This window comes from Liberiplasma polymorphum, assembly GCF_043951795.1.
Taxonomy (GTDB): domain Bacteria; phylum Bacillota_I; class Bacilli_A; order Izemoplasmatales; family Izemoplasmataceae; genus Liberiplasma; species Liberiplasma polymorphum.
The window spans coordinates 1-22,501 of record NZ_JBIOAG010000001.1; the positions used below are offsets into that span (position 1 = coordinate 1).

At 33.2% G+C, this 22,501-nt stretch carries 20 protein-coding genes and 1 other annotated feature; of the genes, 10 read left to right on the forward strand and 10 right to left on the reverse strand.

Annotated elements, in window-relative coordinates:
* Positions 1-141: 141 nt before the first annotated feature.
* Positions 142-210 (forward strand) — a sequence feature (ribosomal protein L21 leader region).
* A 14-nt stretch (positions 211-224) separates the two neighbouring features.
* The 7 genes from rplU (at position 225) to ruvA (ending at position 6,789) form a co-directional block, all read left to right on the forward strand.
* Positions 225-533, forward strand: coding sequence for a 50S ribosomal protein L21 (gene rplU / locus ACHAJD_RS00005; RefSeq protein ID WP_435583786.1), 309 nt, complete (start codon positions 225-227; stop codon positions 531-533).
* Between the two features lie 53 nt (positions 534-586).
* A complete protein-coding gene (gene rpmA, locus ACHAJD_RS00010; RefSeq protein ID WP_435583787.1) occupies positions 587-871 on the forward strand; it encodes a 50S ribosomal protein L27 in 285 nt (94 codons plus the stop codon).
* Positions 872-958: 87 nt separating this feature from the next.
* Positions 959-1,954, forward strand: a complete 996-nt coding sequence (locus tag ACHAJD_RS00015; protein WP_435583788.1) for a GNAT family N-acetyltransferase — start codon at positions 959-961, stop codon at positions 1,952-1,954.
* 12 nt (positions 1,955-1,966) lie between these two features.
* On the forward strand, positions 1,967-3,250 hold the full coding sequence (obgE, locus tag ACHAJD_RS00020) for a GTPase ObgE (protein WP_435583789.1): 1,284 nt from the start codon (positions 1,967-1,969) through the stop codon (positions 3,248-3,250).
* 161 nt (positions 3,251-3,411) lie between these two features.
* Positions 3,412-4,797, forward strand: coding sequence for a magnesium transporter (mgtE, locus tag ACHAJD_RS00025; protein WP_435583790.1), 1,386 nt, complete (start codon positions 3,412-3,414; stop codon positions 4,795-4,797).
* 11 nt (positions 4,798-4,808) lie between these two features.
* Positions 4,809-6,203, forward strand: coding sequence for a magnesium transporter (gene mgtE, locus ACHAJD_RS00030; RefSeq protein ID WP_435583791.1), 1,395 nt, complete (start codon positions 4,809-4,811; stop codon positions 6,201-6,203).
* Between the two features lie 28 nt (positions 6,204-6,231).
* Positions 6,232-6,789: a Holliday junction branch migration protein RuvA gene (ruvA, locus tag ACHAJD_RS00035; RefSeq protein ID WP_435583792.1), complete on the forward strand. Its 558-nt coding sequence runs from the start codon at positions 6,232-6,234 to the stop codon at positions 6,787-6,789.
* A gap of 652 nt (positions 6,790-7,441) precedes the next feature.
* On the opposite strand, the gene ACHAJD_RS00040 is transcribed toward ruvA, so the two are convergent.
* A complete protein-coding gene (locus tag ACHAJD_RS00040; protein ID WP_435583793.1) occupies positions 7,442-8,419 on the reverse strand; it encodes an asparaginase in 978 nt (325 codons plus the stop codon).
* Positions 8,420-8,913: 494 nt separating this feature from the next.
* On the reverse strand, positions 8,914-9,705 hold the full coding sequence (locus ACHAJD_RS00045; protein WP_435583794.1) for a histidinol-phosphatase: 792 nt from the start codon (positions 9,703-9,705) through the stop codon (positions 8,914-8,916).
* 104 nt (positions 9,706-9,809) lie between these two features.
* Here ACHAJD_RS00045 and ACHAJD_RS00050 point away from each other — a divergent pair, with 104 nt between their 5' ends.
* Complete coding sequence (locus tag ACHAJD_RS00050) at positions 9,810-9,965, forward strand: hypothetical protein (protein ID WP_435583795.1); 156 nt, start codon at positions 9,810-9,812, stop codon at positions 9,963-9,965.
* Between the two features lie 382 nt (positions 9,966-10,347).
* On the forward strand, positions 10,348-11,583 hold the full coding sequence (locus tag ACHAJD_RS00055; protein ID WP_435583796.1) for a replication-associated recombination protein A: 1,236 nt from the start codon (positions 10,348-10,350) through the stop codon (positions 11,581-11,583).
* Positions 11,584-11,624: 41 nt separating this feature from the next.
* Here ACHAJD_RS00055 and ACHAJD_RS00060 read toward each other — a convergent pair whose 3' ends face one another.
* From ACHAJD_RS00060 to ACHAJD_RS00095, 8 genes are all read right to left on the reverse strand, one after another.
* Positions 11,625-12,866, reverse strand: coding sequence for an ABC transporter substrate-binding protein (locus ACHAJD_RS00060; RefSeq protein WP_435583797.1), 1,242 nt, complete (start codon positions 12,864-12,866; stop codon positions 11,625-11,627).
* A 116-nt stretch (positions 12,867-12,982) separates the two neighbouring features.
* Positions 12,983-15,229 carry a glycoside hydrolase family 65 protein gene (locus ACHAJD_RS00065; RefSeq protein WP_435583798.1) on the reverse strand — a complete coding sequence of 749 codons (2,247 nt, stop codon included), beginning with the start codon at positions 15,227-15,229 and terminating at the stop codon, positions 12,983-12,985.
* Positions 15,210-15,902, reverse strand: a complete 693-nt coding sequence (gene pgmB / locus ACHAJD_RS00070) for a beta-phosphoglucomutase (RefSeq protein ID WP_435583799.1) — start codon at positions 15,900-15,902, stop codon at positions 15,210-15,212. The genes ACHAJD_RS00065 and pgmB overlap by 20 nt, the downstream gene beginning before the upstream one ends.
* Positions 15,902-16,789 (reverse strand): carbohydrate ABC transporter permease, encoded by an 888-nt coding sequence (locus tag ACHAJD_RS00075; RefSeq protein ID WP_435583800.1) that lies wholly within the window; start codon positions 16,787-16,789, stop codon positions 15,902-15,904. The genes pgmB and ACHAJD_RS00075 overlap by 1 nt, the downstream gene beginning before the upstream one ends.
* Positions 16,789-17,844 carry a carbohydrate ABC transporter permease gene (locus tag ACHAJD_RS00080; protein WP_435583801.1) on the reverse strand — a complete coding sequence of 352 codons (1,056 nt, stop codon included), beginning with the start codon at positions 17,842-17,844 and terminating at the stop codon, positions 16,789-16,791. The genes ACHAJD_RS00075 and ACHAJD_RS00080 overlap by 1 nt, the downstream gene beginning before the upstream one ends.
* Before the next feature lie 5 nt (positions 17,845-17,849).
* Positions 17,850-19,337 carry a glycosyltransferase gene (locus ACHAJD_RS00085; protein WP_435583802.1) on the reverse strand — a complete coding sequence of 496 codons (1,488 nt, stop codon included), beginning with the start codon at positions 19,335-19,337 and terminating at the stop codon, positions 17,850-17,852.
* A 4-nt stretch (positions 19,338-19,341) separates the two neighbouring features.
* A complete protein-coding gene (locus tag ACHAJD_RS00090; protein ID WP_435583803.1) occupies positions 19,342-20,277 on the reverse strand; it encodes a carbohydrate kinase family protein in 936 nt (311 codons plus the stop codon).
* Between the two features lie 141 nt (positions 20,278-20,418).
* Positions 20,419-21,399 carry a LacI family DNA-binding transcriptional regulator gene (locus ACHAJD_RS00095; protein WP_435583804.1) on the reverse strand — a complete coding sequence of 327 codons (981 nt, stop codon included), beginning with the start codon at positions 21,397-21,399 and terminating at the stop codon, positions 20,419-20,421.
* Between the two features lie 126 nt (positions 21,400-21,525).
* Between ACHAJD_RS00095 and ACHAJD_RS00100 the strand changes: the two genes are divergently transcribed.
* On the forward strand, positions 21,526-22,446 hold the full coding sequence (locus tag ACHAJD_RS00100) for an alpha/beta fold hydrolase (RefSeq protein WP_435583805.1): 921 nt from the start codon (positions 21,526-21,528) through the stop codon (positions 22,444-22,446).
* Positions 22,447-22,501 lie beyond the last annotated feature (55 nt).

Genomic DNA, 22,501 nt, shown 5'->3' on the forward strand with positions numbered 1-22,501 from the left:
GGGAAAAGGACGCTATTACTCATTTAGAGAACATAAACAATTTTAGTAGACAAATATTGTATTTATGATATAATTAAAAAGGCTAATTAAATACGTTATATTTTATTGACAAACTTAAAAGTTTTTGATATTATTTTAACGCTTAAGCAGCATACCGCACAGAAAAGGTTTTAAAGCATAGTCACCTTAATGGCGAGTCTTAAAAATATGAGGAGGTGCTCAATATGTATGCAGTAATCGAAATAGGTGGAAAACAACAACGTGTAACTGAAGGTTTAGAGATTTATACTGAATTAATCGATGCAAGCGAAGGAGATACTTTAACTTTCAACAACGTTCTTATGATCGGTGGCGATAAGTTAACTATCGGAAATCCTTTTGTTAGCGGAGCTTCAGTAGAAGCTAAAGTTGTAAAACACGGAAAACAAAAGAAAATCATTGTTTTCAAGTATAAACCTAAAAAGAAATACCGTCGTAAACAAGGACATAGACAACCGTATACCAAATTAGAAATCACTAGCATTAAAGCATAATAACATTTTCAACTAAAAATAAAAAATAAAACGAAATATCGGAGGTGACGAACATGTTAATAGACATTCAAATGTTAGTTTGTATGGCGTCGAAAAAAGGTGTTGGGTCAACGAAAAATGGCCGCGACTCTGAATCAAAACGTTTAGGCGCTAAATTATCAGATGGTCAATTCTGTAAAGCAGGTTCTATTATCTATCGCCAAAGAGGAACGAAAGTTCACCCAGGTACAAATGTAGGTATTGGGAGCGACGATACTTTATTCAGTAAAGTAGATGGCATCGTCCGTTTCGAAAAACTTGGTAGAGATAGAAAGCAAGCTTCAGTTTACCCTGAATAAAAATAATGGCAAACCGTTTAGAGTGTTTGCCATTTTCTTTTTTTTTGTTGTATAATAGACGTTGAACACGAATACATAAGGTGATTTATGATAAGAAAAGCGAAAGTCGAGGATTTAGATATTCTCGACGCACTTAGTGTAAAAGTAATCTTAGATATGCAGAACCACCAAATCAATCAGTGGCAACTTAATTATCCCCGAAAAGAACACTTGCAAAAAGACATCGAACAAGATGCCTTATTTGTTTATGTACAAAACGAAAAAATAATTGGTGTGATGGCTTTATATCAAGAAAATGATCCACCATATCAAACGATTGAGTGGTTAAAACAACACAGCATGGTAATCCATAGAATCTTCGTAGATCCTGATTATCATCAAGTTGGTGTTGCGAGTAAACTATTTTACTATGCGATTAAACATTGTAAAGAATACCACTACGACTCTCTTAAAATTGATACGCATCCCGCAAATTATCGTATGCGTAACTTTTTAAAAAAACATCAATTTCATGAACTAGATTACATAAAAGTGATGCATCGTATCGCTTTTGAACGCGTCATTGAACATAAGATGAACCGTATCATAATTTTTGGTGCTAGTGGGACTGGTAAAACAACATTGTCTAAAATGTTGGGTGAGAAATTACAAATCCCTTACATTCATTTAGATACCATTTATTGGCTTAAAGACTGGCAAGCACTCGATAAAAAGACTTTTGCGATAAGGGTAAGAAATTTTTTAAAAACACATCCAAAATTTGTTATTGATGGCAACTACACAAATAGTATTACATTTGAAGATAGAATTAAGTTAGCCGATACAATCATTATGCTAGATTTTACAACGAGCGCTTCTATTAAAGGGATTGTTCAACGTGAAAAAGAGTATAAACATAGATATCGCAGTGATATGGCTGAGGGCTGTATCGAAAAAATAGATCAGGAATTCTTAGAATATGTCTATAACTTTGAAGATAAAAAGCACCGATTAAACGCACATATTAATCAATTTATCGGTGAAAAAAATATATTGATATTTAAAGATAGAAAAAGTTTAATGACATGGTTTAATGAACTTTAGGAGTTGAATTAAATGTTTGTAGATTTAGTAAAGGTAAAAGTAAAAAGCGGAAAAGGTGGCGACGGAATGGTCGCTTTCAGACGTGAAAAATATGTCCCTATGGGTGGGCCATCTGGTGGCGATGGTGGTCGTGGTGGTCATATTGTTTTTGTTGGAGATGAAGGGCTAAGTACGCTTTTAGACTTAAGATTCAATAAGTTACTTGTCGCTGAAGACGGACAAAATGGCATGAATAAGCGTATGGACGGTAAAACAGGAAACGACTTAGTTGTTCGAGTACCAGTAGGTACTAGTATTTTTAATGAAGATACAGGTAAAGTTGTTGCTGATATTACCGAACATAAACAAGAAGTTACCATTTTAAAAGGTGGACGTGGTGGACGTGGAAATGTTCAATTTACTACTAGTCGTAACACCGCACCAGAAATCGCTGAAAAAGGTGAACCTAGTAAAGAGTTAAATTTAATAATAGAATTAAAGTTACTTGCCGATGTAGCATTCGTCGGTATGCCAAGTGTTGGTAAAAGTACACTTATTAGCATTATCTCAAAAAGCAGACCAAAGATAGCTGATTACCACTTTACTACGTTATCACCTAATTTAGGTGTTGTAGGAACTAAAGATGGTCGTAGTTTTGTTGCTGCGGATTTACCTGGATTAATTGAAGGCGCTTCTTTAGGACACGGTTTAGGGCTTCAATTCTTAAAACATATTGAAAGAACACGTGTTATTTTACATATACTAGATATGAGTGCTTATGAAGGTAGAGACCCTTTTGAAGACTATGAAGTGATTCAAAAGGAACTTGAATCATATGGACATAAGTTAATTGATCGTCCTCAAATTATTGTCGCGAATAAAATGGATTTACCGAATGCCTTAGAGAACTTAGAAACCTTTAAATCAAAATATAAAGGGGACAATCTAATAGTACCAATCAGTGCTGCAACTAAAGATAATATCGAGTTATTATTACTAAAAACTGCCGATTTACTTGATGCTACAGACTCATTCTCATTATATGATGTTGATGAATACGCCGATATGATTGAATATAAGTTTGAAGATGAAGGACCAAGATTTGAAATCGTTCAAGGTAGCGATGGTGTCTATGAAATTAAAGGCGAATCATTGCGTAAAATCTTTGAAATGACCAATTTTTCAACTGATCAATCTATTGCGCGTTTTGCAAGACAAATGCGTACACTTGGTGTAGATGAAGCACTCCGTAAACATGGTGTTAAAAATGGTGATACAGTTAGATTGTTCGGTCATGAGTTTGAGTTTATTGATTAAAAAGATGCTTCTGCATCTTTTTTTATTATCTTGTAATATAGTTTGTATAAAAACTATATAAGTTACCAAACTACAATGTTATAAACGATTGATTCTACCTTTTGACTATCAATAATATTCATTTTATTGTATAATATTAGGCAGTGAAAGGATGTGATGAAATGGCTAATGAAGAACAAACACTCTCCATTAAGGATCAGATTATAGAAATTATTGAAAGCTCATCACCTAAACAACTACAAGATTCTTTAGTTAAGTTTCATCCTTCGGATATTGCGTTAGCTTTTGAAGAACTTGATGAAGAAAAAAGACATTTTGTTTTAAAATCACTAAACGTTCACGTTCTTGCGGATATATTTGAGCATCTTGATCAAGAAGATGCTGCAGAAAATGTTCAATGGTTAGATAACGAAAAAGCTGCGCACATACTTGAAGAAATGGATCCAGATGATGCAGTAGATATTTTAAACGAATTAAATGAATCTGAGATGGAACAAGTCTTAGATAAAATGCAAGATGAAACTGCAGATTCTTTAAGAAATTTAGCCCTTTACGAAGCAGACACAGCCGGTTCGATTATGACAACTGATTACATTGAACTTAAAAAAGGTATAGATGTAAAAGATGCAATGAAATCATTAATTGCTAATGCTCATACTACCGAAGGTATTCAACGATTGTTTGTTGTTGATGATAATAATTTCTTAGAAGGTGTAATTGAGCTTAAAAAGTTGATTCAAGCCAGATCACCTATGACAATAGATGAGTTGATTCAAACAGAAGTTATTACTGCTAATGTCCATGACGATTCAGAAGAAGTTGCGCGTCTTATTCAAAACTACGGGATTTATATTTTACCTATTGTCAATGATAATAACCAATTACAAGGGGTTATTACAATGGATGATGCGGCCGATATTTTAGACGAAGAAACCGATGAAGATTATGCACGTTTTGCAGCCATTTCTAGTGATGAAGATATTAATGAATCTGTTTTAAAATCAGCATTTCATCGATTACCTTGGTTAATTGTACTTTTATTTTTAGGTTCAATCATCGCAACAATAATTGGAAGCTTTGAAACAACACTTGAACAGTTAACAGTACTTGTCTTTTTCTTACCGTTAATTTTAGATATGGCAGGAAATACTGGTACTCAATCCCTTGCCGTTACTGTCCGTGGATTGAGTAAAGACTATTTTGATCAAAAAGGAAATGCCTTTAAACATGTCTTAAAAGAGTTAAGAGTTGGATTTTATAATGGGTTAGGTATTGGCTTTGTTTCATTTTTTACGACCTTCTTATTTTTAACCCTTACAGGTCAAGTTATGGAATTTGGAACGCCGTTTTTAGTGGCGATTACTGTTTCACTAAGCGCGTTTACGGCATTAACATTTGCTAGTGCTTTTGGAGCATTCTTCCCTTTATTACTTCATAAAATTAAAATAGATCCAGCCGTAGCAAGTGGTCCATTTATAACAACATTAAATGATATCATAGGTTTATTAATATATTTTAGCCTAGCGATACTCATTATCTTGAATTAAGGAGGATTACCATGGCTAAAATGCAATTAGTTAAACGCAATAAACCAAAAGAAATCCTAACTTTAGTTCAACATGAAACACGTATTAGAATGTTAAAGGCTAAGTTAGATAAATATCATGCTTATGATATATCTGAAGCTATTTTAATGATGGATGAAGTTGAAAGACAACGCTTATATGAAAATATCAAGATTGAGAAAATTGCGTTAGTCTTTGAGCAACTAGATGAAGAAAAAGCGGCTTTATTCTTACAAGAAATGCCAAAAGCTGAAGCCACACAAATCCTTGAACAAATGGAACCAGATGATGCAATCGATATTTTACAAGAATTAGATATTGAAGAATCTACAGAGTATTTAGTTTTAATGGATGATGAAGATAGAGAACGCTTAAAACGCTTAGCACGTTATAAAAATTCAACTGCGGGTAGTGAAATGAACTCGATGTTTGTTGCCCTTAATCCAGAAATGGATGTAAAAGAAGCGATGAAAAAACTTGTTCAAGAAGCAGATGAAGTTGAAATGATTGATACACTCTTTGTTATCGATGATGATCAAACGCTTATTGGATTAGTAGATTTAAAGGAATTAATTGTCGCCAAAAGCCCTAAAAAAATTAAAAGTATAATGGATAAATCGTTTTATAGTGTTCACGTTGATGATGATATTCAAGAAGTCGTTAAAGACATTCAAAGATATGACACTAACGCAATGCCTGTGTTAAACGATATTGGCCAAATTGAAGGTATCATCACAATGTACGATGCATTAGATATTATTGAGGAAGAAGCTCATGATGACTATGCTAAATTAGCCGCAATATCAACAGATTATGATATGCGACAATCAGCATTTATCAACGCTAAAAGACGCTTTTTATGGCTTGCCCTCTTATTAGTACTAAATATTTTGGTTACAGGTGTCATTGCTTCATATGAAGGCACAATCTCCCGCGCTGTCGCTTTAGTATTATTCCAACCACTTATCTTAGGAATGGCTGGAAATATAGGGACTCAATCTCTTGCCGTCACAATTTTAGGGATTAGTAGAGAGACTTTACATAGTAAAATCAATATAATCTCCCATTTAACAAAAGAATTTTTAGTTGGAATTATAAATGGGTTAATTTTAGGACTTTTAGCATTTGGATTTGCCTATGCAAGGTTAACACTGTCACCAATAGGTGTTGCAGATCCTAAACTTGTTGCGATAGTTGTTGGGCTGTCTGTATTCTCAGCACTAACTATTTCAGCATTTATAGGCAGTGCAATCCCGCTATTATTAAATGCTATGAAGATTGATCCAGCCGTTGCAAGTGGACCATTTATTACCACAATAAATGATATAACCGCTTTAATCGTTTATTTTGGCCTTGCAGCATTAATAATTTTACCGCTATTACCTTAGTTAGTACACAAACAAAGAGGGTGTAAAAATGTATTCATATTTAAAAGGAACGATTGTTGAGATTGAACCAACAAATATTACTTTAGATAACCAAGGAATAGGATTCCAAATCGTAACCCCTAATCCTTACGACTTTAAAGTTCAAACTGAACAAAAAGTATTTATTTTTCAGTATGTTCGAGAAGATGAGCTTACATTATTCGGATTTAAGAGTATAAAAGAAAAGCAACTTTTTATGCAGTTATTAAGTGTTAAAGGAATCGGTCCAAAAAGTGCTCTTGCAGTACTCGCTAGCGGAAACGTTGAAGAAATAGTTAAAGCCATTGAAACAAGTGATGCAAAATACCTAAACAGATTCCCAGGTATTGGTCCAAAAGCATCTCAACAAATTATACTTGATCTAAAAGGCAAAATTAACTTAGGGCCACTTACTTTATCTAAATCAAATCGATTAAGTGAAGTTGAAGATGCATTACGTGCTTTAGGCTATAAATCTAAAGAAATAGACCGCGTTGTAAAGCAACTTGACAGTGCAAAAGACACATCCTTGTTAATCAAAGATGCACTCAGATTGATTGCTAAATAGCACTTATCACAGATTTTTCGCAGAATATAGACATTTTTAGAGTTTTTCATAGCTTAAAAAATCGCTGATAAATAGAGGATTTTCTTCTTATATTTAGTGAAAAAAGTACTGTTTTCTCATAAAAAAAAGTAATTAAAGACTTATAAAGCGCTATTTATAGACGTTTATAGGTCTTTTTACTTATTTACTAAAAAGAATATTTATGGCTAAAACAGGTTTCATGCAAATTCATGATAAACTTATTTAAACCCTATTTTTAAATGGGATTGGTTTAGAAACATGATTAAGTTTAATAATGAAACTGTTTAAATGAAGTAAGTCTATTATATTTTACAACGAATATCTAAAATCAATAATGTGAATTAAGTCTTATAAATGGCAGTACATAAAGAAAAACAGAACATTATGATATAAAATACGCTGTTTTATTAACATTTTAACAGTTAACACAATTAAAACAAGCGCATGTATTTATAAAAACGTCTAATTAAAGCCATAACTAACTAAGTCATTTAAAATATAGAAGTTAAAAATCTATGGAAAATAAAGGTTTTTTGGCTTTTTTTTAACGAAAATAACGATAATTTCATCAAAAACTTATAAAAAAATGCCTATAAACGGTACTACATAAACGTTTATAGGCAATTATATATTATACAACAAATAATTCTTTAAGCGCTTTATCGGATAGATTGTTTTCTAATGCAATCATTAATAATATGCGCGCTTTAGGGCCACTTAAGCTTCCACCCAAGATACATCCAGAGTTCTTTAAATCTTTTCCGCCGCCAATATAGCCATAAGTATCTAGAACTCGACCACCATAACATCTTGAAACAATTACAATCTTAATGCCTTTATTTATAGCGTTCTTTATAGAATCTACCATTGTTGGTGGTACATTTCCTCGTCCTAAAGCTTCGATAACTATTCCTTTTGCACCAATTGAAGCAAAATGATCAATAATCTCACCAGTTAGACCCGCATAAGCCTTAATTAAAAAAGTTGAATCATTGTAAGCATTGGTTAATTTATAGTCTTTTCTAAGGGTTTGTTGTCTAAAATAGATAACATCTTCATCATCTATGATACCTAAAGAGCCAAATTCAAAACTTTTAAATGTATCTAAATTTAATGTATGAGTTTTTGTAACTTCACACGCTGCGTTAATCGTATAGTTCAAAACGACTAAAACGCCTTTATTCTTAGATTTCTCATCTAAAACAACTTTTATACTGGAAACTAAATTTGTTAATCCGTCATAACCTAGCTCACTGGCGTTTTTCATAGATCCAGTAAGAACTACAGGCTTTTCACTGGTTGTAACAACATCTAAATAAAATGCAGTTTCTTCAAGGGTATCAGTTCCGTGTACGATTACAGCACCTGCAAAATCATCGTTTTCAAGGAATTGATCAACAACACCTTTTAATTCGTACATTTTTTCAGGTGTAATAGAAGGGCTTGGAACTTTAGAAAATTCATAAGGAACTAAATTATCGTATGAAGTAACTTCACTTAATAATGAAACCAATTCACTGGGAGTAACACTCGGAACAGCTCCTTGAAGTTTAGAATTAACTTTCATCGCAATCGTCCCACCAGTAAATATAAGTGCAACCTTTTTCATAATGAATCACCTCAACATGAATTGTATCACAAAATATTTATAATCTAAATCATTTATTAAAACTTGTAAAAACAAACGCACTGTTAAGTAAAAATCGCGTTTTTAAAAACCATGAATTTAAGAGGTTGATAAATCGAGAAAAAGCAAAATAACGATTTAAACATTTCCACATAACACATACTTAACATCCTTATTAAAGGCTATTCTTATGTTAACATAATATATATTATAGGAAGTAATGCGTTATCTAATAATAACCACTCTTTTCAATGAAAGCATTCATAAATGAATATGATTGTTATATTTAAATGGGTGTAATTAAGGGTGTACGCGTTGTAAACATATTCATTTATTAACAATGAACATATTTATTTACCCTTCTACTTTTTGTTAATTTTTGAAGATAAAATATTTGATATTATCGCGTTTTAAAATCATGATTACAAATTATACTAGTTTAAATAAAAAAACGCTTAGAGCGCAAATTTTGCGCTTTAGCGTTTAAAGTTAAGATAGGTTATTTGATGTAACTGTAATGATTCAATTATGGATTCTGCTTTTTTAACCGCATCGTCATATAATAAATCAGGTTTATGACAATCGGAACTTAATAATACTTCACAGTCATAACTTTTTGCAATTTCCCAAAACTTATTATGTGGATAGGGATATCTAAGCCCTTCATTTGTAGTAATTAAGCCTCTTCTAATGCCGTTTGCATTGAATTCTAGAGGTATATTATAGGTTTTACTGGCTTTACAAATGATATTGGCAGCTTCTATTGCTGTTTGATCCCAATCATTATAGCCACACATATATAAATCTGGATGCGCAATCAAACTAAAGTACCCAGTTTTTAATGCGCCCTCAAGTGTTTTTGCATATTGGATAATGTCTTTACCCTTTGAAAGCGCAAAACACGATTGTAGAGGATTTTTGATGGGGTCTACATTAATATAATGTTGTCCAAGGATTAGATAATCCACTTCATTAAGTAATTCTTTATAATAATCACGATTTTCATCATAAAATTCAACTTCTAACCCTATGTGAACGTCAATCATCGCCTTATATTTTCCTTGTGCATGCTTAATATCATTGATATATAGACTTAAATCGCTCCAACTCATTCGAACATCTTGGTCATCAATCGTATGACTTGGCGCATGATCTGAAAACCCTAAATGGCTAAAATTAAGACGTACTGCCTCTTTTACGTAATTATTTGCATCACCAATAGCGTGTTTACATAGTTTATGATGGGTATGATAATTGGCTTTAAACAAAGTAAAACTCCTAACTGTATTTGATTTTTTGTTGATTAAAATGATTTTAACCTTACTTGATAGGATTCAAAAGCTATCATCTTATGATAAAGTTTCTATGGTTGATGGTTACTATTAATCACGAAGTTAGTCATAAAATGGGCTGTTTACTGGAAATCCCTTTAAAAGCAACTATTTTTATTGATAATTTAACACTAATTAATGAAATAATTAATGTTTTAATAGAAATTATAGGCATTGCATCACCGATTTTATCATGAAAATCGTCTCTAAAATATAAACAATGACTATTTAAGGGATTTAAAAGGTTTCTTATGTAAAGCATCGATGATTCACAATAAAACTGGGAAATGGGTGTTTGAGCACCTTGTTTAATACTGAAAATGCTTAATTATAGCGCTTAAGTAGACTTTAATTATAGAAAGTTTAATTAGTGATTGACGAATGGATAACTTTCCCTTGAAATAGGTTTTTCCCATAATCACAGCCATTAGAGTGTTATTTTAAGCGTATAAATAAATAATTAAATGGCTTTCATAATTATAACACCTTATACAGAAATATTTAAATGATAAATTCTAGTATTGTTGGTTTAGTTTAGTGTGGGTTTAAAGTATAATTAATGTGAAAGGTGTGATAATCATGCAAGAAAGACCTTTAGCATTTCGTATTAGACCTACTTCTTTAGATGAGATTATCGGTCAAGATCACTTAGTAGGTAAACACGGTGTTATAAGAAAAATGGTTGAAAATAAGCAATTTTCAAGTTTGATTCTTTACGGGCCACCTGGGATTGGTAAAACAACGATTGCCCTAGTAGTAGGCGAAGCTTTTGGCTTAAATACGTACACATTCAATGCAAGTACCGATACAAAAGCCCAATTAAAAGAAGTTGTTGCCCACACAAAAAATTATGGGGCTTTACTTATTGTCGATGAAATTCACCGCATGAAAAAGGATATCCAAGATTATTTACTCCCACACGTAGAACAAGGCAATATAATAATGATTGGATTAACTACTAACAATCCGTATCACAGTGTAAACCCCGCCATTCGCTCTAGAACGCATGTTTATAAATTAAGACCGCTTGATACCAAAACGGTTGTAGAATACTTAAAAAGGCTTAAAACCCTGTATTCTGATGAAATTACAGCACAGTTTGATGAAACGGTTTATACTTATATTGTAGATTCGAGTAACCGAGAAATCCGTGCAGCAATTAACCGACTAGAACTTTTGAATCAAAGTTTTAAAGACCAACAAATTACTTTAGAAATGGCTAAAACTATACTCCAAATGCCATCGTTTGATCTAGATAAAAATGAGGATAATTACTACAATATCCTCTCTGCATTTCAAAAATCCATACGCGGAAGCGATGTTAATGCAAGTTTGCACTATCTTGCCCGATTGATTGCTATGGAGGATTTAGACAGTATATTAAGAAGAATGACGGTCATTGCTTATGAGGATATTGGTTTGGCTAATCCAAGTGTCTTTACTAAAATGGATGCATGCGCGAATGCTTGTTTACGGGTTGGGTTTCCAGAAGCACGCATTATTTTAAGTGCAATGGTAATTGATTTGGCCTTAAGTCCTAAATCAAATACCGCTGTTACTGCCATTGACGCGGCTTTAAATGATTTAGCACAAGGCAATATGGGGAAAATTCCTAATCACTTAATCAATATTGATAATTTTGAAGAAAAAGATGGTTATTTATATCCACATAGCTATCCGAATCATATAGTAAAACAATCCTATTTACCTGATAACATGAAAGATGTCGAGTATTTTAAAGCTGCAGATACAGGAAAATATGAGCGAGCACTTAACATACAATATGAATCCATTAAGAAAATTATGAAAAAATAAAATGAGGAAACCAAAAGTTTCCTCATTTTTTTTATTAAATCCTATCCTAGTTCTTCAATTGCGTCTTTAATACGGGTAATAAATTGTTCTCTAGTAATTGTACCACTTGCGAATTGTTGGTAAATTGGACCTAAAGTATCCATTCCGAACCCAGGCGGCATATCATTTTGCCACCAACGATAAGCTTTACCTTCAGCATTCCATTGTGCAATGACTGCAGATAATGGTGCAGTAGGTTCTAGCGTTACGGATTGGAACGCAGGAACTTGGTTCGATTGGTTAACCATGTAGTCATGACCTTCAGGAGTTCCAGCTAAATCAGCTAAGAATTCAAGGGCTTTTTCGGTATTGTTACCGTCTCTATTTACTACATAGTATGAAGGTGCGCCGATAAAGATTGAATCAACATCACCTAAACCAGATGCATGTGGCGCATAACCTACTTCAAAGTCGATGCCAATTTGTAGTAAGTTTGGATCAATCCAGTTACCTTGATGGATAAACGCAGCTTTACCCTCGGCAAATGCCCCAACTTGAGAATCATACTCACCTTGAGTTAAGATGGTTGGAATTGAATATTCAAATAATAATTCAACCCAATCAGCAAGTGCTTCTAAACGGTCTTCGTGGGCAACACCATTCAATAAATCAGATATTACTGAATCGTCATTATAATCTAAACCACTTGATAAGTAACCGTTAAAGTTATGTAACCCTGTAACCCAAGTCATCCCTGATCCTGCAGCCATTGATACGACACCATCTAATCCTAGTTCGGTTAATTGTGCATCGATGGCTTCAAATGCTGCTTGATAACCAGCAATGTTAGTTAATGTTGCTGGATCTACACCTGCTAAATCTAAAATATCTTTGTTGTAAGCTAATCCCCAACCTTCAATATTTACTGGGAATCCATAAACTTCACCATCAACAGTTAATGATAAATCGGTATCACTAATCCAAGGTTGACCATCTAAAACTAATAGTTTATCCCTAAATTGATTAAATCCACCCATTCCTTCAATAACGAATATGTCTGGTTGGTTTCTTGTTTGGAATTCAGCTAAGAGCTGATCTCCGTAAGCACAGGCATCGCCACCACAAGTTTTAACTTCGATTTTGTAGCCTTTTTCTTCTGCCCAAGCTTCTGCATAAGTTCTTAATGCGCTATCAATTTCAACTTTATTTTGGAAAATGATTAGCGTTTCAGTATCACGGCGTCCACATGCTGCTAATGTGAAAGCTGCAACAACTGCAATAATAAGTAAAACTAATTTCTTCACAAAAATTCCTCCTCTTATTTATTCTATTTATTAAATTTTACCACTCATGGAAACGTTTTTACAATAAATTCACTATCCGTTTTATGACGATTATAACGCTTCCTTGGTGCTAAAAATTAATTACTATTATTTGTGGTGCTTATTGTTGCGGTATCTTTAACTTGAATCTTATTACCATAAACATTTAACTCGATTGACTCTGAAGCGGATAAGGTTAAATGCGATTGAGTTAGTTCTAAAGTAACAATGATATCTTCTTTGAGTCGCATTTTTAGTTTAAGTCGCGTCCACTCTTTAGGTAGTCTTGGATTAATTGAAACGACTTCTTGTATGCTTAACCCTATAAATCCATAAATGATTGCTAAGTACATCCCACCTAAATTAGCTATATGTAAGCCTATTTGTGTGTTTTTATGTGTATTATCTAAATCAAGAGCGAGTGTTTCTTTAAAGTGTTTATAGGCTTCATCTAACAGGCCAAGCCTTGCAGCTTGAGATGCATAAATACAGCTTGAAAGGCTTGAATCATGGGTTGTGAGCGGTTCATAATAGGCATAAGAGTTTGTCATAACCTCAATTGGTCTATTATTTAATAGAAAGTGTGCTAAGACAGTATCGGCTTGTTTTAACACTTTATGTCTATAAATAGTTAAAGGATGATAATGAAGCAATAATGGATAATGATCTACTGGTGTATGTTCAAAATCCCAAGTTTTCTTAGTAATAAAGCTTGTATCTTGTAAATCGATTTTTAAGTTTGGTTCAAAAGGTAATACGATATTTTTTTCAATGGCTTCAAACTGGTTTAATTCTTGTTCATTTACATTAAGTTCATGAAGAATTAACTCACAAGCTTTAGAATTTGTTTTAATAAAATCAAGCATAAATCTTAACTGATACTTTAACAGCGCATTTGTGTAATAATTATCATCAACAATAGCGGTATATTCATCAGGACCTGTGACGCTGTGTAGGTGATATTTACCGTTATGTTCTGTAACAACGTGTTTAAAGAACCTTGCTGTTTCGATTAATACTTTTAACCCTTGATGAAGGAAAAAATCAAATTCGTTATGTAACTGATAATTTTTTATGAATGCATAAGCAATATCAGAGTTGATGTGATATTGCGCTGTACCTGCTGGGTAATAAGCACTTGTTTCTTCACCGTTAATCGTTCTCCAAGCAAACTTAACACCTTCTTGGACCGCTAGTTTTTTGGCTTCTTCTTTTGCGAAACTTAGTTGTTCATAACGGTTAAGCAATAGATTTTTAGCGATACTAGGATCTATTTGCATGAAAAACGGCAACATATAAATCTCTGTATCCCAAAAAGTATGGCCTTCATAGCCTTCACCAGTTAACCCTTTAGCAGGAATATTTGTTCTTGGGGTTGAACCTCCGGCTGTAAAGAGTTGATAAAGGTTATACATAATAATATCTTCTAGTTCATTACGGTCGTCTGTATCAATTTCAATGGTGGCTTGATTGAAAAACGGTGTTAAGGCATCTTTTTGCTTTTGATAAATATCAATTTTTTCAATTTTAAGTTTCGTTTTTTTTAAGAAATCCTCAGGATTGTTATGATCTAGACTATTCCCGTATAATACGTATTTTTTAATATTAAGAGGATGATTAGGTTTTATCTTGGTTTTATATTTTCCAATGGCTTCATTCGTTGTTTTTTTGTACTCAAATAGCTCAGAATGCCACATTAAAACATGTATATCAAATCCTGTATGTATCGTTTTTGAACTGAGTAACGCGTATTGATTAGTCGTTTGGACCTTCGTTGTTTGGATTTTTTTTGCGTGTGAAGAAGCTGCACGAGGATCTTTTTTATTTTCGTAGTTCTTCACATCACCATTTATAGTAGATTCAATGGTAATTATGCCTTCATAATCATGTGATTCGATACTGACATCAATGACGAATAATTCCTTATAAATCAAGTGTGCTAAGCGCTTAAAGGTTAATGTAAACGTATAAGGGTGAATTGTTTGATAAGTAATTTCCCTTACAGTAAGCCCTTCCTTAATATGATAATAACGCTTTAAATCAAGCACTTTACAGGAATCAAGCGTTAAGGTTTCACCTTGAACCTTTATTAAAATAGTTTGTGCATCAGGAACATTTACTATTGTTTGCGCTTTTTTAGGAAAACCAAAAGCTTCTTCTCCATAAATAATTTCATGCGTATCATATAAGCCATTTATATAGGTTCCTCTTATAGTGTTATGCGTTTGTTTAGATTGTTCCTCAAAATTACCCCGTACACCTAAATAACGATTTTGAGTGGTGAAAATGGCTTCGTCCACAAACATTAAATCATAACCTAAACGATTATGTCGTTTTAAGATCATCAGTTGCACGCTCCTTTAGTATTTGATTTAAAGCCGTTTTTGTGATTTGATGCACCCCATCGAACACATAGTCTGCTTCCTTAAGTTCTTGTTTATTGCCGATTCCAACCGCAAGCATCTTCGCATTTTTAATTGCTTTAATGCCGGCGATTGCATCTTCAATCCCAATACATTCATCTGGGGTTAGTTTAAAATGGTGCATCGCATTTAAGAAAATATCAGGACTTGGCTTACCATTTAACCCTTCAGGGTTTACGATATAATCAAAATAATGATAAATACCTAATGATCTCAATAAGCTCGGGCCGTTCCTACTCGCACTTCCAAGTGCGAGTAAGAGCCCTTTATCTTTAAGGAGGTCGAGCAAGCTTTTCGCGCCTTTAAATAAGTTTTTTTCGGTAAAATGTTCAATTAATGACTGATAATGAATGTTCTTTTCATTCATCATGTCATTAAATGTTTTTTCAGTATAGAATGTTGATTTGTTACCAAAGTCTAAAATACGTTTTAACGAATCTTCTCTAGATACACCTTTAAGATGTTTTTCAAAATCTTTTGGTAAGTGAATACCATGCTTTTTAGCAAGCATTTGCCAAGCTTTGAAATGTTGCTTACTCGTTTCTGTTAACACACCATCTAGGTCAAATATAATAAGTTTTATTGCATTGTTCATTACTTAATTGCTCCAGATGTCATGCCTTTAATAATATATTTTTGTGCGATTAAGAATAAGATAACTACAGGCATCGCTGCCATTAAAACGGCGGTTAAGATTAAATCCCACTGTCTAACGAAAGCACCTGCCAAATTAGCAACTGCAAGTGGTAATGTTTGTGTACTTCCACCAACACCAATAACTAGTAATGGTAATAAGTAGTCATTCCAAATCCACATGCCGTTTAGCACGAGTAACGTAACAAAAATTGGTTTTAAAATAGGTAAAACGATTCTGAAAAATACTTGAGGTTTACTACAGCCATCAATGATTGCTGCTTCTTCAATATCTAAAGGGATTGATTTTATGAATCCATGAAATAAAAATACGCTTAGTGGTGCACCAAATCCCATATAGGCAAGAATTACACCGTGATGAGTATCTTTAAATGGAATACCGGTTAAAATATCAAAGACTTCAAGTAATCTTACAAGGGGTAACATTACCACTTGAAATGGAATGACGAGTCCGGAAATGATAAACATAAATATCGCAAAGGATACTTTAGTTTTTGTTCTAACAAGCACCCAGGCTGCCATTGCACTACTAATTCCAATAAATAATAAAGAAAGCGTTGTTATAATGACCGAGTTCATGAATGACTGACCATATCTAATTTGGCTGCTTCTTAAAATGGCACTGATATTGGTAAATAAGACACGCCAACTTTCAGGAAGATTAATTGGATTACTAATAATATCTGCACTAGATTTTGAACTATTAATTAGGACAATCACAAAGGGGGCAAAAAATAGTAATAATAAACCAACAGCAAAAACTTCGGTGATAATTAATCCAGGATGTCTATGTGCTTTGTATTTAACAACTGGTTTTTCTTTCATCATTATAATTCCACCTCTTTACGCTTGTTATAGTAGACTTGGATTAAGGCGATGACGAGTAAAACTATAAAGAATACAATGGCTTTAGCTTGTCCAATAGCCATGTTATATCGCGTGAACGCTTCTTGATAAATATTTACCGCAATTAACGAGGTTGATTGAACGGTAGGTTCAGTCGTTAAATTTAATAGGTTTCTAACATATAACGGCAGATCTTGTGCTGGACCTCCGCGTGTTAAACTCATAACGGTATCAAATTGTTTAAACGAAGTTACAAGCGTTAAAAACATCGCTACGGTAAAAGCTTGTGCCACAAGTGGTAAAGTAATTGTTTTTAATCGCTGAAACGCATTTGCGCCATCAATTTTACTTGCTTCTACTAAATCTTGAGGAATATTTTGGATCGCTGCAATATAAATCATCATAATATATCCAGCATATTGCCATGTAACAACGACTACTAAAGCAATTAATGCTGTGTTGCCTGATGTTAATGCTGAGGTTTGAAAGAAAGGGTCTCTATCGAGGATTCTAGCTAAATATAATACGATTTGCGTTTGTCCGATTGCACTTAATACACGGTTATATATAAACTGCCATATAAAACCTAAAACTAATCCACCAATTAAGTTCGGCATAAAAAATCCTGCTCGATAAACGTTTTTACCGACTAATTTTTGCGTGACTAATAAGGCCAGTGCAAATGCAACGATATTAATAAGCAAAATGTTAAGGAACGAATATTGGAACGTTCTTATAAACGAATAAATAAATCGGTAGTCCGTAAACAATCCACGGTAATTATCTAATCCGATCCAGATTTCATTACCAGTATTTAAGCCCGTCCAGTCTGTGAATGAGTAATAAATACCAAGAATAAAAGGCAAAATAACCATTAAGACAAATGGTATAAGCGCAGGCGCTAAAAACAACCAAAATACTAAACGATCTGATGCTTTTTTTCCTAGAACTTTTTTCGTTTTACCCGAATTTTTTGCGTTAATCTTCGTATCTGCAATTGTAGGATCTTTTACGTTTTCTGTTTGCTTTGGTAACATACAGGTCACCTCGTTTTCTTTCTTGGGAAATAATGATTAATAATTGGATCAAGTTTAAAATCGTTATCTTCATTTGGGTTATCAAAATAATCAGGAATATTTATTAATTGATGTTCACGCTTAGAAAGACACTCTTTAATGGCTTCAATATAGGTATTCGCGGTTGCATCCCATGTATAAGTGCTTTGAACGCGCTTTAATCCTTGCTTTTGGTAATAATCATAATGTTTAAAAACTTGAATTAACCCATGTGCCGTTTTATCTAAGTCATGTACGTCTAGTAATACGCCAAAGGTTTCTTCGTTTTCCTTTAGTACCTCACTTGGACCACCGTATTTTGTAACTGCAGCGGGTAATCCAGCACTCATAGCTTCAATCGGTGCTAAACCAAATGGTTCATATAAAGCTGTTAGTGCAAACACACTATGTTTACTTGCAAAATAACGATAACTTGCCGCGAGGGCTTTTTGACTGGTTATATTTATAAAAGCGACTTTCCCGTGTAGTTGATAATCATCAATAATTTTAAATAGATCTATCATAATTAACTGCTCTGTTTCTTTTAAAGGCGAAATATCAGCAAACGCATTTTCAATGCCTCTTAAGCTAATTGCAATATTAGCAATAGATTGTAGTGTGGGACTGCTTGCATAAGCTTTTAATAAGCCTGAATGATTTTTTTTAGGATCTAAACGACTTGCAGCAACAATATAAGGTAAAGTGACTCGATCGCTTGAAATATCACGTTTTAACTGATTATCTAATAATTGATAGACAGATTCTTCAATATCATTAGGCTTACTTTTTGAAAACATCTCAGTATTTGCACCAGGTGGTGCGACTACAAATTTTTCAGGGTTTTTAACATCGCCTGCATTAACATAAGCAGGATGTTTATATTGCTCATCACGTTCTTGTTTTGTCGAGACAAAAATTTTACTTGCATAAATCATACTTATTCGTTCAGCCAATAGTCTTTTTGAAAATTGGTATTTTTGATTAAGGGCATGAATATTTTCATGAGAAACATTTAACTTATCCATTTTCTGTGCACCAAGTGAATGCCCCGTAAATGAAAATGGAACATTGGTTTTTTTACTAAGCATGGCACCAGCTAAGCCACCATCTCCATAATGGGTAGTGATAAAATCAAAAGGTTCATTATTCGATTTATAAAAATCATTGATATGATCTACCCATTCAGCTAAGTATTCCCATAGGTGTTCTTTTTGAACAAATGTGTTCGGACCACATGGAATTCTTACGATACGTAAATTATCAATATTTTTATAAAAATCAAACGTTTGATTAAAACAGTCGAATGTTTCATCTTCAAACTTTCTAGTAACAATATCAACTTTATGACCAAGTTTTGCAATACTCATTGCAATTTCTTTTACATAAACGAGTTGACCTCCAAAATCTGGATGTTCTGTCCAAAATGAATCATTGCGATCAAAATTACCTTGAGGATTCAAAAATAGTATTCGCACATAATCACTTCTTTCTAATCTGGTTTTCAAGTGTTTCAATAGGTGGTAGCTCTGTTATTGCTCCAATGTGTTTTAGAGCATATGCACTTGTCATTTGTGCAAGTGTAATGGTATCTTCTAAGTTATGACCTTTTGTTAATCCTGCATAAAACCCACTCCAGAAAGCATCACCTGCACCAGTTGCATCAACAACTTCTTTTGCAAGTGTAGAATAGTGAATTCTTCTTTTTTTGTAACTAACATAGACACCATTTTCCCCAAGCGTCATCATAATTAATATAATCCCTAATTCCTCAAACAGATCCATGTACTTATCTTTAGATAATTCCTTTTTAAATAATCGTTTTGCATCGTCCATTGAAGGTTTAATAATATCAACGTTTCGCATCAAACTTATTAGATCAAAATCACTTAATGTTTCTTCTGTTTTTAATAACTCGTGTGTGTTTGGGTCAAAAGCAATTAACACATCATATTCTTTTGCAATATTAATCGCTTTTAAAACGGTGCTTTTAGAAGGTTCTTTTGTGAGTGGCCAATAAGAAACATGTAAGATTTTTGTATGTTTAAGTGCCTCTTCTAAATCTTTTGTAAAATAGATTAGATGATCACTCTCACGTTCGAAAACTGGATTCGGTGAACCAACTGATTGACTCACTTTGACTTTGGTTGTTTTCATTGCGTGTTGCGCAATCAGTGAGGTATCAATTTCTCGTTCATTAAATTTAGATAATAAAAATAGTCCTTCAGAATCATTACCAATCGATGAACAAAGTCTCGGATTAAAGCCAAGTTGTTTAAAGTTCATCGTAATGTTAGCAGGGCTTCCACCAAAAAGGACTTGTGAATTATCACTGCTAAAAACATCGACGAGACATTCGCCAATAAGCAATAAATCAATCGGTTTATGAGTATTTCGTTTTATTTTGTCTTGTAACATGATTGCCTCCTAAAAGGTGGAAAGGTTTTCATGTTTTTATTTTAACAAAGGTTTTTTACTCTGTCAATAGAAAAGTAAAAACGTTTTCACATTGATAATAAAAAAATCTCTTTAATGGTTAGATTAAAAAGATTTTTCAAATTATAATGTATCACCAGGGACATAAGTTATTGGTAATATTTCAGTTTCGGCTGGTTGGCCATAAATTTGGAAGATTATATTTCTTACTAAACTTTCAGCTAATTCGTCTACTGGTTGTCCAATGGATGTAATATGCTGACCAAGGTTTAAATAACTTTTAACCCCATCATATCCAATTACTTTTACATCTTCAGGAACACGTTTTCCTAATTGGTGTAACTGCTTTATAACTACATGTGCAAGCATATCAGAAATGGCAAATATGCCATCAACATCTTGGTTTTCAGTAATAATGTCGTTTATGTAATCGGTTGGGATAAACAAATCCCCTTGAGGATATTCTAAGATGCGATAATTATGAAAATTGTTTTCTTCTAAATACGTTTTAAAACCAATACGTCTTTTTGATACTTCTGTAACGATTTTAGACAGTTCGCCTTGGGCATCATCCCCTATAAAAAGTAAAGATTTAGGATTGGTTTTAAGTAATAATTCTGCAGCTAAACGCCCACCAGAATAGTTATCACTAGCGACATAGGGGATACCTTCAAAATGTCTATCAAAGGATACGATTGGCCATTTAGGATTTAAGTAAGATTCAATATCATTACTTGTTAAGAAGATTAATCCATCAACGCGGTTGTTTTTAAGCATTGAAATAAAATCGATTTCTTTTTCTCTATTTGATCCGCTATTACAAACCATAAGTTTGTAACCGTGGTCATAGAGTTTTTTCTCAACGAAATATAATAGTTCTGAAAAGAAAATATGATTAGAGTGAGGTAATACAAAGGCTACAATCTTAGTACGCTGTTTTGTCATACTACGAGCGATTTCATTTGGTATATAACCCACTTCTTTAATAACTTGTTCAATTTTTTCACGCGTTTCTTTTTTTACATAACCAGAATTGTTAATTACACGGGATACAGTAGCAATCCCAACACCAGCTTTTTTGGCAACATCTTTAATATTTGACATAATCATCCTCCTATGCTAACAATTTACATTATATAATAAAATGCTTTAAATGTGGAAACAAAATATGGAAACGCACTTAATATAGACAATTTTTGTGCAAATTGTATAATAACGGTAGGTGATATTATGAAAAAATGGATTAAACGCATACTTTTAATACTAATTGTTTCAGTCTTTACTATATTTTGGATATTAGAAATAACCCATCAGGTGCAATATTTACGCGTAAATCGCTATTTTGATGATCACGAAATCAATGCGTATGACTTAGTAACTACTTCTTATGGGGAGATTGCGGTTAGAACTTATGGTGATTCTCAAAACGATGTTCTCGTCTTTATTCATGGCTTTATGGGGAGTAGTTATGATTTTAGAAAACTATCTAGTGCACTAGAAAATGATTTTTACATTGTCGCAATCGATCTTGTTGGTTTTGGGTTTAGTGATAAATCTGCAGATTTTGATTATACAAAAACCAATCAAGCCATGATGATTCATGAAGTATTAACCCAACTTGAGATCAATCAATATGCCATTGCTGGACACTCGATGGGCGGAGAAGTTAGTATGCGCCACGCTTCGCTTTATCCTGAACATGTGACGCATCTTCTACTTTTTGCAAGTGTAGGACCTCGAATACAAGCTGAATCAAGTACGCCACCCATTGTGTTTTACCGCTTTATATTTAAAAACTATTTATTACAGCGTTTAGCCTTTAATAGTACATTTTATCAAGATTCTTTTAAAAATAGCGACTATTATCATCCTATGTTTTATATCAATAAAGACATTCCACCTCAAACCATTCAAGCGTATTCTAAAGCGTCTTCAGATACTTCACTACAAGAGATTATCGAGCAATTGACAGTGCCTACTTTGCTTATTTATGGCTTGCAAGATACTTGGACTCCAGCTATTATAGGTGAAGCATTAGATACAATGATAGAAAATAGTACCCTTGTAATACTTGAAGATACTGGGCATTTACCTATGATTGAGGCTTCAAATTTAATGGTTGATGAAATTTTACAGTTTTTGAATCCATAATAAAAGATGAGATGGCTATAAATCTCATCTTTTTATTGGTTATGATAGTGCATTA

Bases quoted from the DNA above. Each gene is read 5' to 3' on its own strand.
- rplU (WP_435583786.1), top strand. From the start codon at position 225: ATGTATGCAGTAATCGAAATAGGTGGAAAACAACAACGTGTAACTGAA.
- rpmA (WP_435583787.1), top strand. From the start codon at position 587: ATGTTAATAGACATTCAAATGTTAGTTTGTATGGCGTCGAAAAAAGGT.
- ACHAJD_RS00015 (WP_435583788.1), top strand. From the start codon at position 959: ATGATAAGAAAAGCGAAAGTCGAGGATTTAGATATTCTCGACGCACTT.
- obgE (WP_435583789.1), top strand. From the start codon at position 1,967: ATGTTTGTAGATTTAGTAAAGGTAAAAGTAAAAAGCGGAAAAGGTGGC.
- mgtE (WP_435583790.1), top strand. From the start codon at position 3,412: ATGGCTAATGAAGAACAAACACTCTCCATTAAGGATCAGATTATAGAA.
- mgtE (WP_435583791.1), top strand. From the start codon at position 4,809: ATGGCTAAAATGCAATTAGTTAAACGCAATAAACCAAAAGAAATCCTA.
- ruvA (WP_435583792.1), top strand. From the start codon at position 6,232: ATGTATTCATATTTAAAAGGAACGATTGTTGAGATTGAACCAACAAAT.
- ACHAJD_RS00040 (WP_435583793.1), bottom strand. From the start codon at position 8,419: ATGAAAAAGGTTGCACTTATATTTACTGGTGGGACGATTGCGATGAAA.
- ACHAJD_RS00050 (WP_435583795.1), top strand. From the start codon at position 9,810: ATGGTTACTATTAATCACGAAGTTAGTCATAAAATGGGCTGTTTACTG.
- ACHAJD_RS00055 (WP_435583796.1), top strand. From the start codon at position 10,348: ATGCAAGAAAGACCTTTAGCATTTCGTATTAGACCTACTTCTTTAGAT.
- ACHAJD_RS00065 (WP_435583798.1), bottom strand. From the start codon at position 15,229: ATGATCTTAAAACGACATAATCGTTTAGGTTATGATTTAATGTTTGTG.
- pgmB (WP_435583799.1), bottom strand. From the start codon at position 15,902: ATGAACAATGCAATAAAACTTATTATATTTGACCTAGATGGTGTGTTA.
- ACHAJD_RS00075 (WP_435583800.1), bottom strand. From the start codon at position 16,789: ATGATGAAAGAAAAACCAGTTGTTAAATACAAAGCACATAGACATCCT.
- ACHAJD_RS00080 (WP_435583801.1), bottom strand. From the start codon at position 17,844: ATGTTACCAAAGCAAACAGAAAACGTAAAAGATCCTACAATTGCAGAT.
- ACHAJD_RS00090 (WP_435583803.1), bottom strand. From the start codon at position 20,277: ATGTTACAAGACAAAATAAAACGAAATACTCATAAACCGATTGATTTA.
- ACHAJD_RS00095 (WP_435583804.1), bottom strand. From the start codon at position 21,399: ATGTCAAATATTAAAGATGTTGCCAAAAAAGCTGGTGTTGGGATTGCT.
- ACHAJD_RS00100 (WP_435583805.1), top strand. From the start codon at position 21,526: ATGAAAAAATGGATTAAACGCATACTTTTAATACTAATTGTTTCAGTC.